The organism is Neobacillus niacini, assembly GCF_023715415.1.
Lineage (GTDB): Bacteria > Bacillota > Bacilli > Bacillales > Cytobacillaceae > Neobacillus > Neobacillus niacini_C.
In genome coordinates this window covers 37848-56574 of the sequence record NZ_JAMBOB010000004.1, presented here as the reverse complement: position 1 = coordinate 56574, position 18727 = coordinate 37848, and the positions used below count along the sequence as shown (strand labels likewise).

At 39.8% G+C, this 18727-nt stretch carries 13 protein-coding genes, 1 pseudogene and 1 riboswitch; of the genes and pseudogenes, 7 read left to right on the top strand and 7 right to left on the bottom strand.

Translation table 11 applies throughout. The features are described from left to right. Positions 1–88: 88 nt before the first annotated feature. The 7 genes from metH to M3189_RS09505 all read right to left on the bottom strand — a co-directional run bounded on the left by metH (position 89) and on the right by M3189_RS09505 (position 10986). Entirely contained in the window at positions 89–3538 is a 3450-nt protein-coding gene (metH, locus tag M3189_RS09535; protein WP_251633650.1) for a methionine synthase, read from the bottom strand. Further along, positions 3516–5375 (bottom strand): bifunctional homocysteine S-methyltransferase/methylenetetrahydrofolate reductase, encoded by a 1860-nt coding sequence (locus M3189_RS09530; protein ID WP_251633647.1) that lies wholly within the window; start codon positions 5373–5375, stop codon positions 3516–3518. The genes metH and M3189_RS09530 overlap by 23 nt, the downstream gene beginning before the upstream one ends. A gap of 1 nt (position 5376) precedes the next feature. Then, positions 5377–6564 (bottom strand): cystathionine beta-lyase, encoded by a 1188-nt coding sequence (gene metC, locus M3189_RS09525; protein ID WP_251633646.1) that lies wholly within the window; start codon positions 6562–6564, stop codon positions 5377–5379. After that, a complete protein-coding gene (locus tag M3189_RS09520; protein ID WP_251633644.1) occupies positions 6564–7679 on the bottom strand; it encodes a methionine biosynthesis PLP-dependent protein in 1116 nt (371 codons plus the stop codon). The genes metC and M3189_RS09520 overlap by 1 nt, the downstream gene beginning before the upstream one ends. 82 nt (positions 7680–7761) lie before the next feature. Beyond that, positions 7762–7879, bottom strand: a riboswitch (SAM riboswitch). A 71-nt stretch (positions 7880–7950) separates the two neighbouring features. Continuing rightward, the gene (locus M3189_RS09515; protein ID WP_251633643.1) at positions 7951–8655 is read right to left on the bottom strand and encodes a DUF421 domain-containing protein; all 705 of its coding nucleotides are present in this window, start codon (positions 8653–8655) and stop codon (positions 7951–7953) included. Between the two features lie 28 nt (positions 8656–8683). Then, positions 8684–9742 carry a lactonase family protein gene (locus M3189_RS09510; protein ID WP_251633642.1) on the bottom strand — a complete coding sequence of 353 codons (1059 nt, stop codon included), beginning with the start codon at positions 9740–9742 and terminating at the stop codon, positions 8684–8686. 128 nt (positions 9743–9870) lie between these two features. Next, the gene (locus M3189_RS09505; protein ID WP_353057413.1) at positions 9871–10986 is read right to left on the bottom strand and encodes a GntR family transcriptional regulator; all 1116 of its coding nucleotides are present in this window, start codon (positions 10984–10986) and stop codon (positions 9871–9873) included. A gap of 411 nt (positions 10987–11397) precedes the next feature. Here M3189_RS09505 and araB point away from each other — a divergent pair, with 411 nt between their 5' ends. The 7 genes and pseudogenes from araB (at position 11398) to M3189_RS09470 (ending at position 18644) form a co-directional block, all read left to right on the top strand. After that, the gene (gene araB / locus M3189_RS09500; RefSeq protein ID WP_251633639.1) at positions 11398–13092 is read left to right on the top strand and encodes a ribulokinase; all 1695 of its coding nucleotides are present in this window, start codon (positions 11398–11400) and stop codon (positions 13090–13092) included. Next, entirely contained in the window at positions 13086–13781 is a 696-nt protein-coding gene (gene araD / locus M3189_RS09495) for an L-ribulose-5-phosphate 4-epimerase (RefSeq protein WP_251633637.1), read from the top strand. Before araB ends, araD begins: the two co-directional genes overlap by 7 nt. Before the next feature lie 85 nt (positions 13782–13866). Beyond that, positions 13867–15351, top strand: a complete 1485-nt coding sequence (araA, locus tag M3189_RS09490; protein WP_251633636.1) for an L-arabinose isomerase — start codon at positions 13867–13869, stop codon at positions 15349–15351. Between the two features lie 102 nt (positions 15352–15453). Beyond that, positions 15454–15726, top strand: coding sequence for a DUF6171 family protein (locus M3189_RS09485; protein ID WP_251633635.1), 273 nt, complete (start codon positions 15454–15456; stop codon positions 15724–15726). A 46-nt stretch (positions 15727–15772) separates the two neighbouring features. Then, positions 15773–15883, top strand: a pseudogene (locus M3189_RS09480) (arabinose transporter permease); the annotation flags it as partial. Between the two features lie 42 nt (positions 15884–15925). Continuing rightward, positions 15926–17437 (top strand): alpha-N-arabinofuranosidase, encoded by a 1512-nt coding sequence (locus M3189_RS09475; RefSeq protein ID WP_251633634.1) that lies wholly within the window; start codon positions 15926–15928, stop codon positions 17435–17437. A gap of 232 nt (positions 17438–17669) precedes the next feature. Continuing rightward, entirely contained in the window at positions 17670–18644 is a 975-nt protein-coding gene (locus M3189_RS09470; RefSeq protein ID WP_251633632.1) for an aldo/keto reductase family protein, read from the top strand. Positions 18645–18727: the final 83 nt, after the last annotated feature.

The window sequence follows — 18727 nt, the reverse complement described above, 5'->3', positions numbered from 1 at the left end:
TGGAGCTGGCGCGATTATCACAAATACCTTCAGAATCAAAATTCAGACGAAATAAAAAAGTCCGCGGATTCCATTCCGCGGACTTCATTTATCTTAATACATTAAAGTATCTCGCCTCTGGATGGGCAAATACCATGGCTGATACGGATGCTTCTGGCTCCATCATGCAGCCGTCCGTCAATTCAATCCCGATTTCCTCTGGTTGAATCAATGCAAATAATTTTTTCTGATCCTCTAAGTCCGGGCATGCTGGATAACCAAATGAGAAGCGCTGCCCCTGATACTTAGCTGTAAATCGATCCTGCATCGTAAACGTCAGCGGATCTGGGAATCCCCAGCGGTCGCGCATTTGACGATGAATCAATTCTGCAAAGCCTTCTGCTGATTCAAGCGCTAAAGCTTGCAAGGCATGACTCTCAAGGAAACGGCCTTCTGCCTTTAACTGGTCTGCCTTTTCACGGATTCCTCTTCCCGCAGTTACTGTAAAGAATCCAACATAATCTTTCTCCCCACTGTCAACAGATTTTACAAAGTCTGCTAAACATAAATGAGGTGCAGATTCCTGACGTGGAAAGTCAAATGTTTCAATAACAGTACTAGGCTCCTCTGGGTCATAAATAAATATTTTATTTCCCTCAGATTGAGCTGGAAAGAATTGATAGACAGCCGCAGGTAAAATCCAATTACCCTCATTAGCATCTGCTAATAAACCATCCACTACTTCTTTTACCTTTACGGCTTTTTCATTTTTCTCTGCAAGTAAATTAGCAATTTTACCTTTAACCCCTAGGTGGTGGCCAATTAACATTTGCATATTGATATATGGCTCAATATGGGATAGGGAATAGGTTTTTAAGATATGTTTCTTCGTATCCATCGGTGTAAAAACCGGAACTTCTGTCGAAACAGATGGTCTTGTTTTAACTGCGGTGGATACAGCTGAGCGAATAGGCAAATCGCGCGGAAGTTCAATCGCAGCTAGTTTTTCCCTTTTTTCAGCAATCAGTTTTTCGTACTCTTCTGGAGATTGAAGCTGATTCGCAAGTGATAATCCAGTCATAGCATCCTTGGCATAAAGAACAAGTCCATCATACTCTTTTGCAATTTTGGTATCGGTAAACTTTCTAGAAAGGGCAGCTCCTCCTACCATGATTGGAGTTGAGATACCAGCTTCCTTCATATCTTGTGCTGTTAACACCATTTGCTGTGCAGATTTTACTAGTAAGCCAGATAATCCAACGATGTCCGGTTTTTCTTTTTGGATGACTTGAACCAATTCTGTAGGTGTTACTTTAATCCCCAAATCATGAACATCATAACCGTTATTGCTAAGGATAATGTCAACTAGATTTTTCCCAATATCATGTACATCACCTTTTACAGTTGCTAAGATGACTTTTCCTTTGGAAGAAGAAACATCACCCTTTTCCATATAAGGTTCTAAATAAGAGACAGATGCCTTCATAACTTCAGCACTTTGGAGAACTTCGGCAACAATCAGCTGATTGTCGTTAAACAGTCTCCCTACTTCTTTCATGCCTTCCATTAATGGTCCATTAATGATATCAAGCGGGGCAGGGTACTTTTCAATCGCTAACGCCAAATCCTGCAAAAGACCTTCCTTCGTACCTTCGACCACGTAGTAAGAGAGTCGTTCTTCCAAACTCATATTTGGTACTGTACTCTTTGTCTCTTTCTTCTTGCCTCGATAAAATTCAGTAAAGGTAGCTAAGGTTTCATCTGTTGTGTTAAATAAAAGGGCTTCTGCTAATGCAACTTCTTCCTTTGAGATAGAAGCGAACCGCTCTAGTTTTTCAGTATTTACAATCGCATAATCAAGACCTGCTAAAGTACAGTGGTATAAAAACACCGAATTTAATATTTCTCTGCCAACAGGTGGAAGACCAAAGGATACATTGCTAATTCCAAGAATGGTTTGTGTCTTAGGAAGATGTTCTTTGATTAGCTTAATACCTTCCACCGTTGCTTTTGCAGATCCAATATACTGTTCATCACCTGTACCAACTGGAAAAACAAGCGGGTCAAATATTAGATCCTGGGGCTTTAAACCATACTTGTTGACGAGAATGTCATGAGATCGCTTGGCAATTTCCAATTTCTTTTCAGCTGTAACACCCATACCTTTTTCATCAATCGTACCAACGACGACAGCAGCTCCGTATTTATGAATCAGTGGGACAACTGCCTCAAATCTTTCCTCACCATCTTCAAGGTTAATCGAATTAATAATCGCTTTTCCTTGAGAATACTTGAGTGCTTTTTCAATTACTTTTTCATCTGTGGAATCAATAACAAGCGGAGCTTTTATTTTCTTCACTACTTCTGGAATGAAATTCTCCATGTCAGTTAATTCATCCCGATCAGGGTCCGCAAGACAAATATCAATAACATGTGCACCGCCTTTAACCTGTGCACGTGCAATTTCTGCTGCTTCTTCAATCTTACCTTCATTAATTAACCGTTTGAATTTACGAGAGCCAATGACGTTTGTCCGTTCACCAACCATAATCGGACGTAGTGTCGGGTCATCGTAAACAAATGGTTCAATCCCTGATACCATATGGAAATCAGAAGACTGAGCCTCGCGTGGTGAGTACTTTTTCATCTCTTCTGTAATGGCACGAATATGGTTAGGTGTTGTACCACAGCAGCCGCCAACAATATTCAGCCATCCGTGGGCAGCAAAATCAGCAAGCTTCTTTGCTAACGTTTCAGGTGTTTCATGATAATGTCCTTCCTCATCAGGCAGCCCTGCATTTGGATAACAAATAATCGCTGTTGATGCAAGGTTAGAAAGGGAACGAACATGATCCTGCATAAACTCAGGACCTGTTGCACAATTTAACCCAACTGCAACGGGACTCATATGCTCTAAGGAGATATAAAATGACTCAATGGACTGACCAGCAAGAGTGGTACCCATCGGCTCGATTGTACCCGAGACGATTAATGGAAGTACTTTTCCTGTTTTATCAAATGCATTTTTTATTCCAATAAAGCCAGCCTTTACATTCAGCATATCCTGACTTGTTTCAAGCAGCAGGAGGTCCACACCACCGTCAATCAGCCCAATGGCTTGTTCCTCATAAGAAGCAGCAAGTGCTTCAAAGGTGGTTCCGCCAGTAACGCTTAGCGTTTTTGTTGTCGGTCCCATTGAACCCGCAACATACCGCGGCCACTCGGCTGTTGAAATTTTTTCCGCTTCCTTCTTGGCAATTTGACCAGCAATTTTATTTAATTCATATGCTCTAAATCCTAAATTGTAGTCATCAAGAACAATACTTGTGGACCCGAAGCTGTTGGTTTCAATAATATCCGCACCAGCCTCCAAGTACTCACGATGAATTTTTGCGATTGTCTCAGGAGCTGTTATATTCAGATACTCATTACAGCCCTCGTATTGCTCGCCGCCAAAGTCTTCTGCTGTTAAATTTGCGTCCTGAATCATCGTACCCATGGCGCCGTCCATAACAAGAATCCGTTTTTGTAGTTGTTCACTGAATGGAGCTTTCAACATAGTTGTTCCCCCTTACTTGACTTGCACGCTGTTTAGCATATATAGCTAATTCCGTTGTTAGTTCATACCGTAAAAATGGTGTGATTAAATAAATCCCATTAAATAAATCTAGTGCTGTGTCAATTAACGATTTCGTTATTTCAATTCCTTCACGTGCTGCTAGAAGCGGTTGATCATTTAATGCAGACATCCTGTCACGAATCGATTGGGAGATTTTTATTCCAGGTACTTCATTATGAAGAAACTCTGCATTTCTACTGCCTGTTAGAGGCATCAGCCCAATATAAATAGGCGCTTTAAGGTGTTTTGTATGCTCATATACTTCAATCAATTTTTCCTCAGAGAAGACAGGCTGTGAAATAAAATAATCTGCGCCATATTCAATCTTCTTCTCTAGACGTTTTACGGCCTTTTCTACTGAACGAACATTTGGATTAAAGGCACCGGCAATGCTAAAGGCAGTTTTCTGGCCAAGGTCTTTTCCTGAAAAGGATAAGCCTTCATTCAATTGTTTAATCATTTGTATTAATTCAAATGAAGAAACATCATAGACTGACGAGGCGCCAGGGAAGTCGCCGACTCTTGCTGGGTCACCTGTAATCGCCAATACATCATTCATTCCAAGTGTATGAAGCCCCATTAAATGTGATTGGAGGCCGATAATGTTTCGATCTCTGCAGGAAATATGGATAAGCGGGCGCATTCCTAGTTCCTGTTTTACAAGATAACCAAGTGATTCATTAGATATCCGAACCTGTGCAAGCGAATTATCTGCAAGAGTTATAGCATCAATACCTGCGTGCTTTAATGCCTTCGCCCCTTCAAAAAACTTGGTTGTGTCTAGTTTTCTAGGAGGATCTAATTCTACGATTACCGATGGCTTTTCCTTAACTAATTCCTCTAGTGGCTGGAATTCTCTTTTTGGAGCATTACTTTCAACGACAATCCTTTGTTTAAATTTTACGACCTTTTCCGTAACTGGCTCACTATTTTTTAATTCTTGAGCGAATGCTCGGATATGCTCAGGTGTTGTACCACAGCAGCCCCCTAGTAGACGTACCCCTTCATTTCGGAAGGCGATTGCTGATTTGCTAAAATAATCGGCATCGCCCTCAAAGTGAAATTTACCGTCCGTATAAGCTGGCAGACTTGCATTTGGATAGGCTGATAAATATGCATGTACAGGAAGTTCAATCTGTTCTAAGCTTTTAAGCATATGATGTGGACCAAGTCGACAATTTAAACCTATTACATCCGCACCAAGGTTTTCGAGACTAGTCAGCGCCTCATTAATGGGTGTTCGGTCTTGTAGGATACCGGGTTCCTGAAGGGAGACCTGAGCTATGATAGGTAGATTGGTCTCTTTCCTAGCAATTGAAAGAACAGTACGAAGCTCCTCCAGGTCATAAAATGTTTCTAATAGCAGTCCATCGACCCCTTCTAACAATAGGCAATATAATTGTTCACGAAAGCTTCGTTTTAATTCTTCAATTGTAATTGTATTGGTCTTAATCCCGCGATTTCCGCCAATCGTACCTAGGACATATGCATCCTTTTGGGCTGCCTTTTTGGCATTTTCGACAGCTGCAGCATTGATTTCTTTAACAGAATCCTCAAGACCGTATCTTTGTAATTTTAAGTAATTGGCCGCATACGTGTTTGTTTGTATTACGTCAGCACCAGCATCAATATAAGCTTTATGGATTTCCTGTATCTTATCTGGATGTGAAAGGTTTAGTTCTTCAAGACAACTATCCTTTCCAAAAGAGTAGAGGAGAGTACCCATGGCACCATCAGCAATTAGTATTTGCTTCTCTAATTTTTCTAATAGACTCATATTATCCGCCTCTTTTTACAGTCAGTTGTTGTTCATTTACCACTTGAAGGGCTTGTGAAAAATCCTTTATTAAATCATCTGGATTTTCTAAACCAACAGAAAGGCGGAGAAGACTATTTTTGATTCCTCGCTTTTCTCTCTCTGCTTGCGGCATTGCAGCATGGGACATTTTAGCTGGATAGGATAAAATGGATTCTACCGCACCAAGGCTCACTGCAAATACAGGTAATTTTACATTTGAGACAAAAATCCTAAGAGCTTCTTCATCATAGAGGTCAAAAGATAATACAGCTCCTGCTCCGGCCGCCTGTTCTTGTTGCAATTCATGCTGTGGATGATTTTTAAGAGCTGGGTAATATACTTTTTCAACAAGTGGATGTTCCTCTAAGAACTCGGCAATTTTAAGAGCTGATTTCTGTGATTGTTCTAGTCTAACGTGAAGGGTTTTTAATCCCCTCAGTACGAGCCATGCATCCTGTACCCCAAGTACAGCACCAAAGGAATTTTGTAAAGAGTACAGTCTCTTTCCTAATTCTTCATCTTTTACAACCGCGAGGCCAGCAACGACATCACTATGACCAGACAAGAACTTAGTTGCGCTATGTAAAACAACATCCGCACCAAGCTCTAAAGGTCTCTGGTACTCAGGAGTCAAAAAAGTGTTATCTACATAAGTAATGGCGTTAATTTCTTTAGCCAAATCACTAATTGCTTTAATATTCGTTACCTTTAATGTAGGGTTAGACGGTGTTTCAACATAAAATGCCTTGGTATTAGGCTTAATGGCTGCTTTTACTTGATGAATGTCAGTCATATCAACAAAAGTATGTTCAATTCCGAAACGAGTCAGTACTTGAGTAACCATTCGAAACGTACCGCCATATACATCCTCCGTAATAACGATATGATCCCCGGAGGAAAGGAGGAGGAAGGCGGTTGAAATAGCTGCCATTCCCGATGAAAAAGCAAAGCCTCTTGTTCCACCCTCTAATTCAGCGATTACATCCTCGAGTGCTTCTCTTGTTGGGTTTGCACTTCTAGCGTAATCGTATTTTCCGAAACTTTCGATATCAAACTGATGGAAGGTGGATGCATGCTGGATGGGCACACTTACTGCTCCCGTGTTTGGATCAACCTTATGCTGATTATGAAGGAGCTTTGTTTCAAAACGATATTCTTCCGAACTCATTATCCAATCACTCCTTCTTTTAATTTAGCTAATGCCTGTTCAAGGTCTTGAATAATATCGGTTGGATCTTCAAGCCCTACTGAAAATCGTAATAACCGATTACAAACACCCGACTGAATTCGAATTTCTTCTGGAATATCAGCATGGGTTTGTGTTGCAGGGTACGTAATAAAGCTTTCTGTCCCGCCAAGGCTTTCCGCAAACGTAATAAGTGAAAGTTCCTGCAGGAATGGGTTAATCCAAGACTCATCCTGTAAGCGGAAGGAAACCATTCCGCCTCTTCCCGGGTAAAGGACATCCGTTACTCCTTCATGTGCAGAAAGGTAATCTACTATTGTTTTCGCATTGCTTTCATGCCGCTGCATACGAAGGGATAAAGTTTTCATTCCGCGCATCACCAGCCAAGAATCAAAGGGACTTAATACTCCACCTGCCCCGTTATGGTGAAATGCCAGCGCCTCACAAATTTCTTTCCCCTTTGCAACAATAAGACCAGCAAGGACATCATTATGACCGCCTAAGTATTTGGTAGCACTATGAATAACAATATCCGCTCCAAGCACGATAGGCTGCTGGAGAAGCGGGGTATAGAAGGTATTATCCACAATCAGAATAATTCCGTGTTTCTTTGCAATTTTTGAGACAGCACTGATATCAGATTGCTGCATAAGTGGATTGGTCGGAGTTTCAAGGAAAATAGCCTTAGTTTTTGGAGTAATCCGGCGCTCAATTTCTTCAGGACTACAGGTATTCACATATTGAGTCTCAAGTCCCCATTTTTTAAAGCCCTGTTCCAGTAAACGATACGTTCCTCCATATAAATCTTCGCTTACAATCCACTCGTCACCAGATTGAAATAGGGAAAGAATCGTAAAAATGGCAGCCATACCCGAACTGCAGGCAAATCCTTGATCTGCCCCTTCTAGGTCAGCAATTGCCTTTTCAAGGAGCTGCCGAGTAGGATTCCCTGTTCGTGAGTAATCATAGCCTGTGGATTGTCCGATACCTTCATGACGGTAAGCAGTTGAAAAGTATACGGGAGGATTAACGGTGCCTGTCACCTTATCACTTCTATTTCCAATTTGAGCTAACTTCGTGTCAACCTTATAAACCATTTTCCTAATCCTCCTTTTATATAAACAAAAAAAGTCTTCTATAAGAAGAAGACTTTTGGATGCGTATTCGCACAGGTCATTCTTCTTATCTCACAAGTTAACCAATAACTTGATGGACTTAGCACCTTTTCAATGAAATAAAGACATTGAAGGTTGCTGAGACTTCATAGGGCCATTCCCTCAGCCTCTCTTGATAAGAAAGTATAATATTTAGACTTTTTATAAAATTTACTACACTAAAGCAGAAGTGTCAATTACTATTTTCAGGAAATCATTTATAAAGGAAGACTTTTAAATTATCCTTACAATCGATGGTTGCTAGTAAGACATTGTCTATTTCCGTATTATATTGGTTTTTCAGATTATGAATGAGCCAATCCTTTTTTTTATTGAGTTGTGTTAATTCTTGAAAATTAATTCTACCTTCTTTAACAATTGTTTTAGGGAGATCAAAGGGTTCGGTGACCAAGTTATAGGTTGATGGGGTGATTGCTTCGTATTTTGGATCCAAAAAAACAGAAATCTTCCCATCGGCTTCCCACAATGCTAAGGCAACTTTGCTGACATCTTCTACTTTTTCTTCCCGTAATTCTTCTAATAAAATATCAATTGATATTCTAGCTTTATTTAACCCTTTATAGATAATCTCTCCGTCTTTAACAAGTGTAATCGGTGGAGGAGTAATTAGTTTTCTAATTCGCGGCCATTTCATTACAGTATAGACACTTCCAATATACAGGATCACCAACACCACTGTAGTTGTAAGGGAACCTTTTAGCCCAAGATGTTCATCCGACAATGGATGGGCAATAATGTTTCCGATAATTAGAGCAATTACGAAATCAAGCAGTCTTAGCTGCGCAATGGAACGCTGGCCCATCGCTTTGGCAACTAGTATCAAGAAAAAATAGCCTACTACCGCACGTAGAATCCACTCTATTGTCGTCAAGGATTCTTGACTATGAATGAAATTCATCGAAGACACATCCTTTATTAGTTAAGCCCTACTTTTCTAAAAACTTAACACAAACCGGGTATGGTACTGTAATATCAGATGTCAAAAGAGTTAGTTTGCCGGAATTTTCATCTCGCGAAAACAACACCAAATTGCTGGATTCTTGATTGGAGGCAACAACGAATTTTCCCGTTGGGTCAATTGAAAAATCCCTTGGCCAGTCTCCCTCGGTAGAAGTGTGCTCCAAGAAACGAAGTTCCCCTGTTTCCTCGTTGACCTGGAAGAGTGCAATACTATTATGACCGCGATTTCCAGCGTAAACATAACGGCCGTCCTTAGAAATATGAATCGCACTTCCTTGGTTATTTTCTTTAAAATCTTCCGGAATGGTGGAAATATACTGTTTTTCAGTGAAATGACCATTTTCAGGTTGATAGTTTAAAGCAATTACCTCGGAGCTGAACTCTGTCATAATATAAGCGTACTTGCCATTAGGGTGAAAAGCTAGGTGTCGTGGACCGCTACCGGCTTTAATTGGCAGCAGGCTCGCTTTTTTAAGTGTGCCATCTTCATTTACTTTATAGGAAATAAGAGCATCCGTTCCTAATTCAACTACTGCTAAATAGTTTTCATCAGGGGTTAGCCCTGCATAATGAGTATGTGCTTTTTCCTGCCTAGGGTCTGGGCCAGAACCCACGTGTTTGATGCTTGAAACAGCTGGCTGAACGAGTCCCTCGTTTGAATCAAGATTATGTGATTCTACATTCCCTTTATGGTAATTGGCAGTAAAAACATATCTGTTTTTACTATCTACACTAATATGGCACGGTGGTGAACCTTCAACAGCCTGATTATTTATCGCGGATAACTCACCGTTCGCTTCAATAGAAAATGCAGCAACACCGCCAAGCTCGCCTTTCTTCATAACAGAATATAAATACTGTTGATTTCCGCTGATCGTTAAATAGGTAGGGTTTTCTATAGCCGCAGCCAGTTTAATATCGACTATCGTTTTGGCAGTGGTGTCTAACTTGAAAGAATAAATACCTTTACTCTCTCCTTTTGTATAAGTTCCAATATAGCCTATGTAATCGGTATTTTCAGTCATCATTTATCTCCTCTAATTAAGTTAATCATTTTATTTTATCAAACTATGGGTAAATTATTAAAAGTTTTGTTTGAGAAAGTAAAAAGTCCACAGATAATCCGTGGACTTTTTGAAGGAATATTAACGAATTAAGTTGTTTTTTTCACTTCTGCAGTCGAACTGCGTATAATCAACTCTGGTTCGTATATGATAGACTGTGGGTAACTGCTGCTGTTTCCTTCAACTGCTGAAACAATCCACTTTGCAGCTTCAATACCCATCTCCATTTTCGGGTGAGAAACCGATGTTAATTTTACTTCGGTTGCCTCTGCTAAAAAGGAGTCATCGTACCCAACAATGGATACATCCTCTGGGACACGTAGATCAAGACCTCTTAACATTTCAATTACGCTTAATGCTGATTGGTCATTGTAGCACACAATGGCTGTAGGCATTTTTTCATTTGTATAAAAATTCTTTAATTGTTCAACTATTTTGCTTTGCTGGTCCTCTGTTGTATAGGTGACAACCATATCTGGAAAAAACGTTATTCCATGCTCTCTAAAAGCCCGGATAAAGCCTTGCATTCGGTTAACCCCTTGAAGGTCATCACTTTTGAATATTCCAATTATCTTCTGGTGGCCTAATTTAATTAAATGTTCAGTAGCAATAAAGCCGCCATACTCATCATTCATAATAATATGCGGTGGCATCAGCTGTGAATAGTATTGGTTAATCATTAAATAAGGGGTATTGTTTTGTTCTAGTTCTAAATAGTAACTAATATTAGGATTAAAATTACCGCTTTTTGTTGGTTCAACAATTAGCCCATCAATATTTCTGCTTAACATGGTTTGCAGGCACTGTTTCTCCTTTTCGACATCATTGTCTGTACATGCGAATGTTAAGGAGTACCCTTGGGTTGTCAAATAGGACTCAATACCTTTAATAATAGAAGGGAAGATATAATCTGAAATATAGGTGGTTATTACACCAATATTTTTCCCATTTGTATTTGAAATTTGAACCTGAGGCTCAGCGGATTCTTTTTTTAATGAGCAAAACGTTCCTGCTCCTTGTTCACGATAGAGCCATCCTTCGTGTACTAAATCGCCAACTGCCTGGCGAACGGTATGCCTAGAGACACCAAACATTTTAACTAGTTCATTTTCGGAATAGATTTTTTCACCAGGTTTAACGGCCCCGCTTGTGATCCATTCTGTTATTTTTTCTTTAACCATATTATATTTGGTTTTTTGTGCCACGATTTCACCACTTTCAACTTGCATACTAAAAATATTACTTATACGTACAACAACCAATGTATAGTCTAATAGTATCAAATAGAATAATGATACGCTATGAGTAAATTATGCACAAATAAAGATTTCATTAGACATGTAAGAATTAATATAAAAATATTTATTAAGATAGGCACTAAAAAATTTTATTTCTGAAAAAAATACCGTTGAAAAAATAGAGAAAGGTGGTACAATCGTCTTAAAGGTTATACGTACAAGTTAGGGTATAGAAAAGTGAAAATGCATACTTGTAGGGTATGGAAAAGGTACAGAAGATTTCTTATGCCCTTGTACGTATAATGTTGTGTGAAGCATATATATATAAATCATATTTTTGTAAACGCATTCTTACATAAAAAGGCAGGGTGATAGGGAATGACGAAATATTCGATTGGTGTAGATTATGGAACACAGTCTGGAAGAGCGGTGCTTGTTGAGGTGGGTACAGGGAGAGAGGTTGCTACTGCTGTTAAGGAATATACCCATGGGGTAATGGATGAGTACTTACCAGATGGAAAAACAAAGTTGGAACACGATTGGGCTTTGCAGCATCCAGCTGATTACCTTGAAGTCTTAGAAATTACAATTCCAGAAGTTTTAACCAAAGCACAAGTTTCGGCAGAAGATGTTATCGGTTTAGGAATAGATTTTACAGCTTGTACGGTCCTGCCAATTGATAAGAATGGAACACCGTTATGCTTTCAACCAGAATATAGCAGCAATCCTCACAGCTATGTAAAGCTATGGAAACATCATGCTGCACAAGACGAAGCAAATCGTTTAAACGAAATAGCAGAGGAACGTGGAGAAAAGTTCCTATCTCGCTATGGCGGGAAAATATCATCTGAGTGGATGATACCAAAAGTTTGGCAAATTTTAAATGAGGCACCAGAAATCTATACTGGTGCAGACCAAATACTAGAAGCAACTGATTGGGTTATTTCACAATTAACGGGAGAAATAACCCGTAACAGCTGTACGGCTGGTTACAAAGCCATTTGGCATAAGCAAGATGGATATCCATCAAACGAATTCTTTAAGGCGCTTGATCCACGGTTGGAAAACGTTGTCGAGGAAAAATTATCAACAAAGATTTTCCCGATTGGTGCCAAAGCGGGAGAAATCACTGAAAAAGCAGCGAAGTTAACTGGGCTGAAGCCTGGTACGGCGGTTGCGGTTGCGAATGTAGATGCACACGTCGCGGTTCCAGCAGTAGGAATAACGGAGCCTGGTAAATTGTTAATGATCATGGGAACTTCAACTTGTCACATTCTGCTTGGGGAAGAAGAGAAGGTAGTTCCGGGTATGTGTGGTGTCGTTGAGGACGGTGTAATTCCAGGATATATGGGGTATGAGGCTGGACAATCATGTGTAGGTGACCACTTTGAATGGTTTACGGAAAACTGTGTACCACAAAGCTACCAAGAAGAAGCGGATGCAAGGGGAATTAATATTCATCAGCTGTTAACTGAAAAGGCAAGCAAGCTTGAAGTTGGTGAAAGTGGACTATTGGCATTAGATTGGTGGAATGGCAATCGTTCTACTCTTGTTGACGCTGACTTGACTGGAGTATTGTTAGGCGCAACCCTATTAACAAAACCTGAAGAAATCTACCGGGCATTAATCGAAGCAACCGCATTTGGTACTAGAATGATTGTTGAGACTTTCCGAAACAACGGTGTTCCAGTAAACGAAGTTTTCGCTGCTGGGGGAATTGCCGAAAAAAATAGAATGATGATGCAAATTTATGCAGATGTTCTAAATATGGATATTAAGATCTCCGCTTCATCTCAGACACCTGCATTAGGTTCTGCTATGTTCGGTGCAGTAGCAGCTGGAAAAGACCGCGGCGGTTACGATACAATCACAGACGCTGCAAAAGACATGGGACGAGTAAAGGATTATATCTATCAACCTATTAAAGCGAACGCTGATAGTTATCAACAGCTTTTCAATGAATATGCCCGTTTATATGACTACTTTGGACGCGGAGAAAACAATGTAATGAAGACCCTGAAAAAAATTAAGAAGGAAAGCTCCTTAAAGAAAACGGAGGAGACAGTATGTTAGAAAAATTAAAAAAAGATGTTTTGGAAGCAAATTTACAGCTTCCAAAACATGGACTCGTTACGTTTACATGGGGAAATGTTAGTGGAATCGACCGTGATCAAGGACTCGTCATTATTAAGCCAAGTGGTGTTCCATACGAAGCGCTAAAGCTGGAAGATATGGTTGTAGTGGATTTAGAAGGAAACATTATTGAGGGAACAAAGCGCCCTTCTTCTGATACCCCAACACATCTTGCGCTTTACCGCTCATTCGAACATATTGGTGGAATTGTGCATACACATTCGCCTTGGGCTACTTCTTGGGCACAGGCTGGCCGTTCAATTCCTGCTTTAGGTACAACACATGCTGATTACTATTATGGTGAAATACCTTGCACACGTACCTTAACAAAGGAAGAAATAACGAGTGCATATGAGTTAGAAACAGGAAATGTCATTATTGACACATTTGAAACAGGGGGCATTGATCCATTAGCAATGCCGGGTGTTCTCGTTTCAAACCATGCGCCGTTTTGTTGGGGAAAAGATGCCAGTCAGGCTGTTCATAATGCAGTAGTACTTGAAGAAGTAGCCAAAATGGCCCTGCATACTTTTCAATTAAACTCGCAAATTGAACCAATTGATCAATTTTTATTAGATAAACACTATCTTCGCAAGCATGGTGTGAATGCTTATTACGGTCAAAAGTAGACAATTTTTTATATGGTCACATCTTAATATGCATATTTATTAATCTATTAAACTCCAATCAAACACATTTTAAGGGGGATTTACCTTGTTAACGACAAAAGCGTATGAATACTGGTTTGTTACTGGAAGTCAATTACTTTACGGAGAAGATGTACTAAGAGCAGTAGAAGAAAACTCAAAAACGATTGTCAATGGCCTGGATGATGACTCAGCTGTTCCTTATAAACTCGTATTTAAATCCGTTGTTAAAGATTCAGATGCAATTCGTAAATTAATCCTAGAAGCAAATGCAGATGAAAATTGTGCAGGTATCATTACTTGGATGCACACATTCTCACCATCGAAAATGTGGATTGCGGGCCTCGCTGCACTTCAAAAACCACTCTTACATTTAGCTACTCAATTTAATCGCGATATTCCATGGGATTCCATTGATATGGATTTCATGAACTTAAACCAATCCGCACATGGTGACCGTGAGCATGGTTTTATCCACAGCCGTATGAATGTAAAACGTAAGGTAGTGGTTGGACACTGGGAAAATCCTGCAGTTAGAGAACGGATTGGCAGCTGGATGCGTACTGCAGCAGCGTTTGCAGAAAGCAAAAACCTTAAAGTAGCAAGATTTGGCGATAATATGCGTCAGGTAGCGGTAACAGAAGGTGATAAGGTCGAAGCGCAAATTAAATTTGGCTGGACTGTAAATGGATATGGTGTTGGTGACTTAGTACAAAAAATGGATGAGGTGTCTGAGCAAGAAGTAGATCAGCTTTTAGCTGAATATGAAGAGCTTTATGATTTAGTCCCTGAAGGTCTTACAGAAGGTCCAGTGAGAGACTCCATTCGTTATCAAGCGAGAATTGAACTAGGAATGAAAGCATTCTTAATAGAAGGAAACTATACAGCATTTACGACTACTTTCGAAGATTTACATGGTATGCGTCAGCTTCCTGGTCTTGCTGTTCAACGTTTAATGGAGCAAGGCTATGGCTTTGCTGGAGAAGGTGACTGGAAAACAGCAGCATTAGTTAGATTGATGAAAATTATTGCTGGTAACGAAGGAACATCCTTTATGGAAGACTACACATATCATTTTGAGCCAGGAAATGAAATGGTTTTGGGTGCCCATATGCTTGAGGTATGTCCTACCATTTCAGCAACTCGTCCTAAAATCGAGGTTCATCCACTTGGAATTGGCGGCAAGGAAGATCCTGCGAGAATCGTATTTGATGGAAAAGGCGGCTCTGCATTAAACGCATCAATTATTGACCTTGGACATCGTTTCCGTCTGCTTGTAAACGAAGTAGATGCCGTACAGCCAGAAAAAGAAATGCCAAACCTTCCTGTAGCTAGAGTTCTTTGGAAGACACAGCCGTCCCTAAGCCAAGCTGTTGAAAATTGGATTCAGGCAGGAGGAGCTCACCACACAGGTTACTCCACTAAAGTGACAACTGAACAATTAAGAGACTTTGCTGAATTAGCTGGTATTGAAATGGTCGTCATCAATAACGATACTAACACTCATGCCTTCAACAATGAATTACGTTGGAATGACCTTATTTACCGTTAAATCTAACATAAATAAACAAACTTGGGGCTATTAGCTATAATAGCCCTCGTGTTTAATATTGGAACACATTAGTGATTGAATAGTAAAAAGGCGGGGAATTAAGTGACTGAAAAAAGTCTATGTAGAGGCTGCTCTGATAGTGTAATTGTAACGGAAGAGGTAATCGAGGAACTTGTGAAAGAAACCGAGGAAGATTTATCTGTAATTGTGTCCGATGATGTCTACGAAGCAAGATTAAAAATTTGTAATTCTTGTTCTTCCCTCCGGTACGGGACCACTTGTGCTCTTAGTGGATCGATTGTCCGTTACCGGGCTAAATTTAAAAACAAAGCATGTCCGCTGGCAGGAAATCCAAAGTGGGAGAAGGTCAACTAACGAAAGGAATAGTGCGAAAAATAAAGCTAAGATGATTTTAGACTAAGATGTATTAATAGCTGAATCTGTTATGGCGATTTTCCATGTACTAATCTTGTATATCTTCTTCCAACGATATTTAATTGGAGGAATGACAACAGGCGGGGTTAAAGGGTGATATAAACTATTTTACTATTTTGCAATTTGAAGGGAGAAAACTATGAGTAATAAAGCAAAGATGATACTAGAGAAAGATTTTAGGATTTCGGAAATAGATAACCGTATTTATGGTTCATTCGTTGAACATTTAGGTCGTGCAGTTTATGGAGGGATTTATGAGCCAGGGCATCCACAAGCAGATGAGATGGGGTTTCGCCAGGATGTGATTGAAATGGTAAAAGAACTTCAAGTACCGCTTGTTCGTTATCCAGGAGGAAACTTTGTTTCGGGGTATAACTGGGAGGATGGAGTCGGACCTGTTGATCAACGTCCTCATCGATTAGAACTCGCATGGAGGACAACAGAAAAGAATGAAATCGGTACAAATGAGTTCATGAGATGGGCAAAGCTGGTTAATGCAGAGGCTAATATGGCGGTGAATTTAGGAACGCGTGGCATTGATGCTGCTAGAAACTTAGTGGAATATTGCAATCATCCAGGTGGTTCTTATTACAGTGATTTACGTATTTCACATGGTGTAAAAGAGCCATATAACATTAAAACATGGTGTCTTGGAAATGAAATGGATGGTCCATGGCAAATTGGACATAAAACAGCTGCTGAATACGGACGTGTTGCTCAAGAAGCAGCGAAAGTTATGAAATGGGTTGATCCAACCATTGAGCTTGTTGCTTGTGGAAGCTCAAATCGTAATATGCCAACATTTGCAGATTGGGAAGCAACTGTTCTAGATCATACATATGACCATGTGGAGTTTATCTCATTACATCAATATTACGGTAACAGAGATAACGATATTTCCAATTATCTAGCATTGTCACTCGAGATGGATGATTTTATTCGTTCGGTTATTTCAATTGCGGATTATATTAAAGCAAAAAAGAGAGGCAAAAAGAAGATAAATCTATCATTTGATGAGTGGAATGTATGGTATCACAGTAAGGAGCAGGATAAGTTAATCGAACCTTGGAGTGTTGCACCTCCGCAGTTAGAAGATATTTATAACTTCGAAGATGCCTTATTGGTTGGTTGTATGCTGATTACTTTGTTAAAGCATGCAGATCGGGTGAAAATTGCCTGCCTTGCTCAATTAGTAAATGTAATTGCACCAATTATGACAGAAGAAAATGGACCGGCATGGAAACAAACCATTTTCTATCCATATATGCATACTTCCGTTTTTGGTCGAGGAGTATCCTTAAATCCAATCATTTCAAGCCCTAAGTATGATAGTAAGGATTTCACGGATGTACCATATTTAGAATCAACAGCTGTATACAATGAAGAACATGAAACTTTAACGATTTTTGCTGTAAACCGTCACCTTGAAGAAGGATTAGAGTTAGCTGTCGACATCCGTAATTTTGATGGTTACGAAGTAATTGAGCATATTGTTTTAGAAAATGATGGCAACCTGAAGCAAACCAATTCTGCCAAAGGAACTCCAGTAGCACCACACTCAAACGGTAATGCAAAATCAGAGAATGGCGGGGTAACGGCTGTATTGCCTAAATTATCTTGGAACGTAATTCGTTTAGCGAAGCGCAACTAATATGATAGTAGGAGGAGCGGGAGGACAAATAGGTGAAAGAATGTGTTACCAAGTTCGTCACAGCTTGGAATTGACGATGACCTTGTAAAAGCAGCTTATCTGAAGCTCATAAGCAAAGAAACCGGTTCACGGCTTTAACATTTTTAAATATGGCAGCCCCTAACTAGTCCAGAAAAACCAAATTATACCTTTTAGCTGGGACAACTTATTAAATTGGTGAAGGAGAATTATAATGAAATATCGCAGGCTGGGAAATAGTGGCTTAAAAATAAGTGAAATTGGGCTAGGAAGCTGGCTTACTTATGGGAAATCAGTTAATAATCAAACTGCACATAATTGTATTCATAAGGCATATGAACTGGGTATTAACTTCTTTGATACAGCAAATGCTTATGAGAACGGGAGAGCAGAAGAAGTCCTAGGTGAGGCTTTAAAAGAATATCCTAGAAGTTCCTATGTGGTTGCAACAAAGGCATTCTTCTCAATGGGATCAGGACCCAATGATCGCGGTCTTTCAAGGAAACATATTATGGAGCAATGTGACGCCAGCTTAAAACGCTTGGGATTAGACTATATTGATCTCTATCAATGTCACCGCTTTGACCCAGAGGTACCAATGGAAGAAACATTGTATGCACTTGATGATTTAGTTAGGCAAGGGAAAATTCTATATGCCGGTGTGAGTGAATGGAGTGCTGCTCAAATAGAAAAAGCAGCAGGAATTGGTAAAGCCAATCAGTTAAGGCCGATTATTTCAAACCAGCCTATTTATAACATGCTTGAGAGATACATTGAAAGTGATGTTATGCCTGTTTCCGTTGAAAACGGGCTGGGCCAGATTGTCTTTTCACCTTTGGCACAGGGGATTTTAACTGGTAAGTATAAGCCAAATGCAGAAAAACCAGCAGATAGCCGTGCAGCGAATGATTCGGTAAACACTGTGATTAATAGCTATTTTCGAGATGATGTTCTTCACTCTGTCCAAAAACTAAACAGTTTGGCGAATGAATTAGGAGTGACACTAAGTCAATTATCACTAGCTTGGATCCTGCGCCATCCGGGCATTAGTTCTGCGATTGTTGGGGCAAGCAAACCACAGCAGATTGAGGAGAATGCAAAAGCAATAGATATTACTCTCGATCACGAGGTTTTAAGAGAGATTAATACTATCCTTGAAGATATAAAAGACTTTGCACCGAGAAGATAATACCAAGTATTCTAACAATGTAAATATGATAGGTAGAGTATGCCCATTGGGTATGCTCTCTATTGCGGTATTAGTTAAATGCA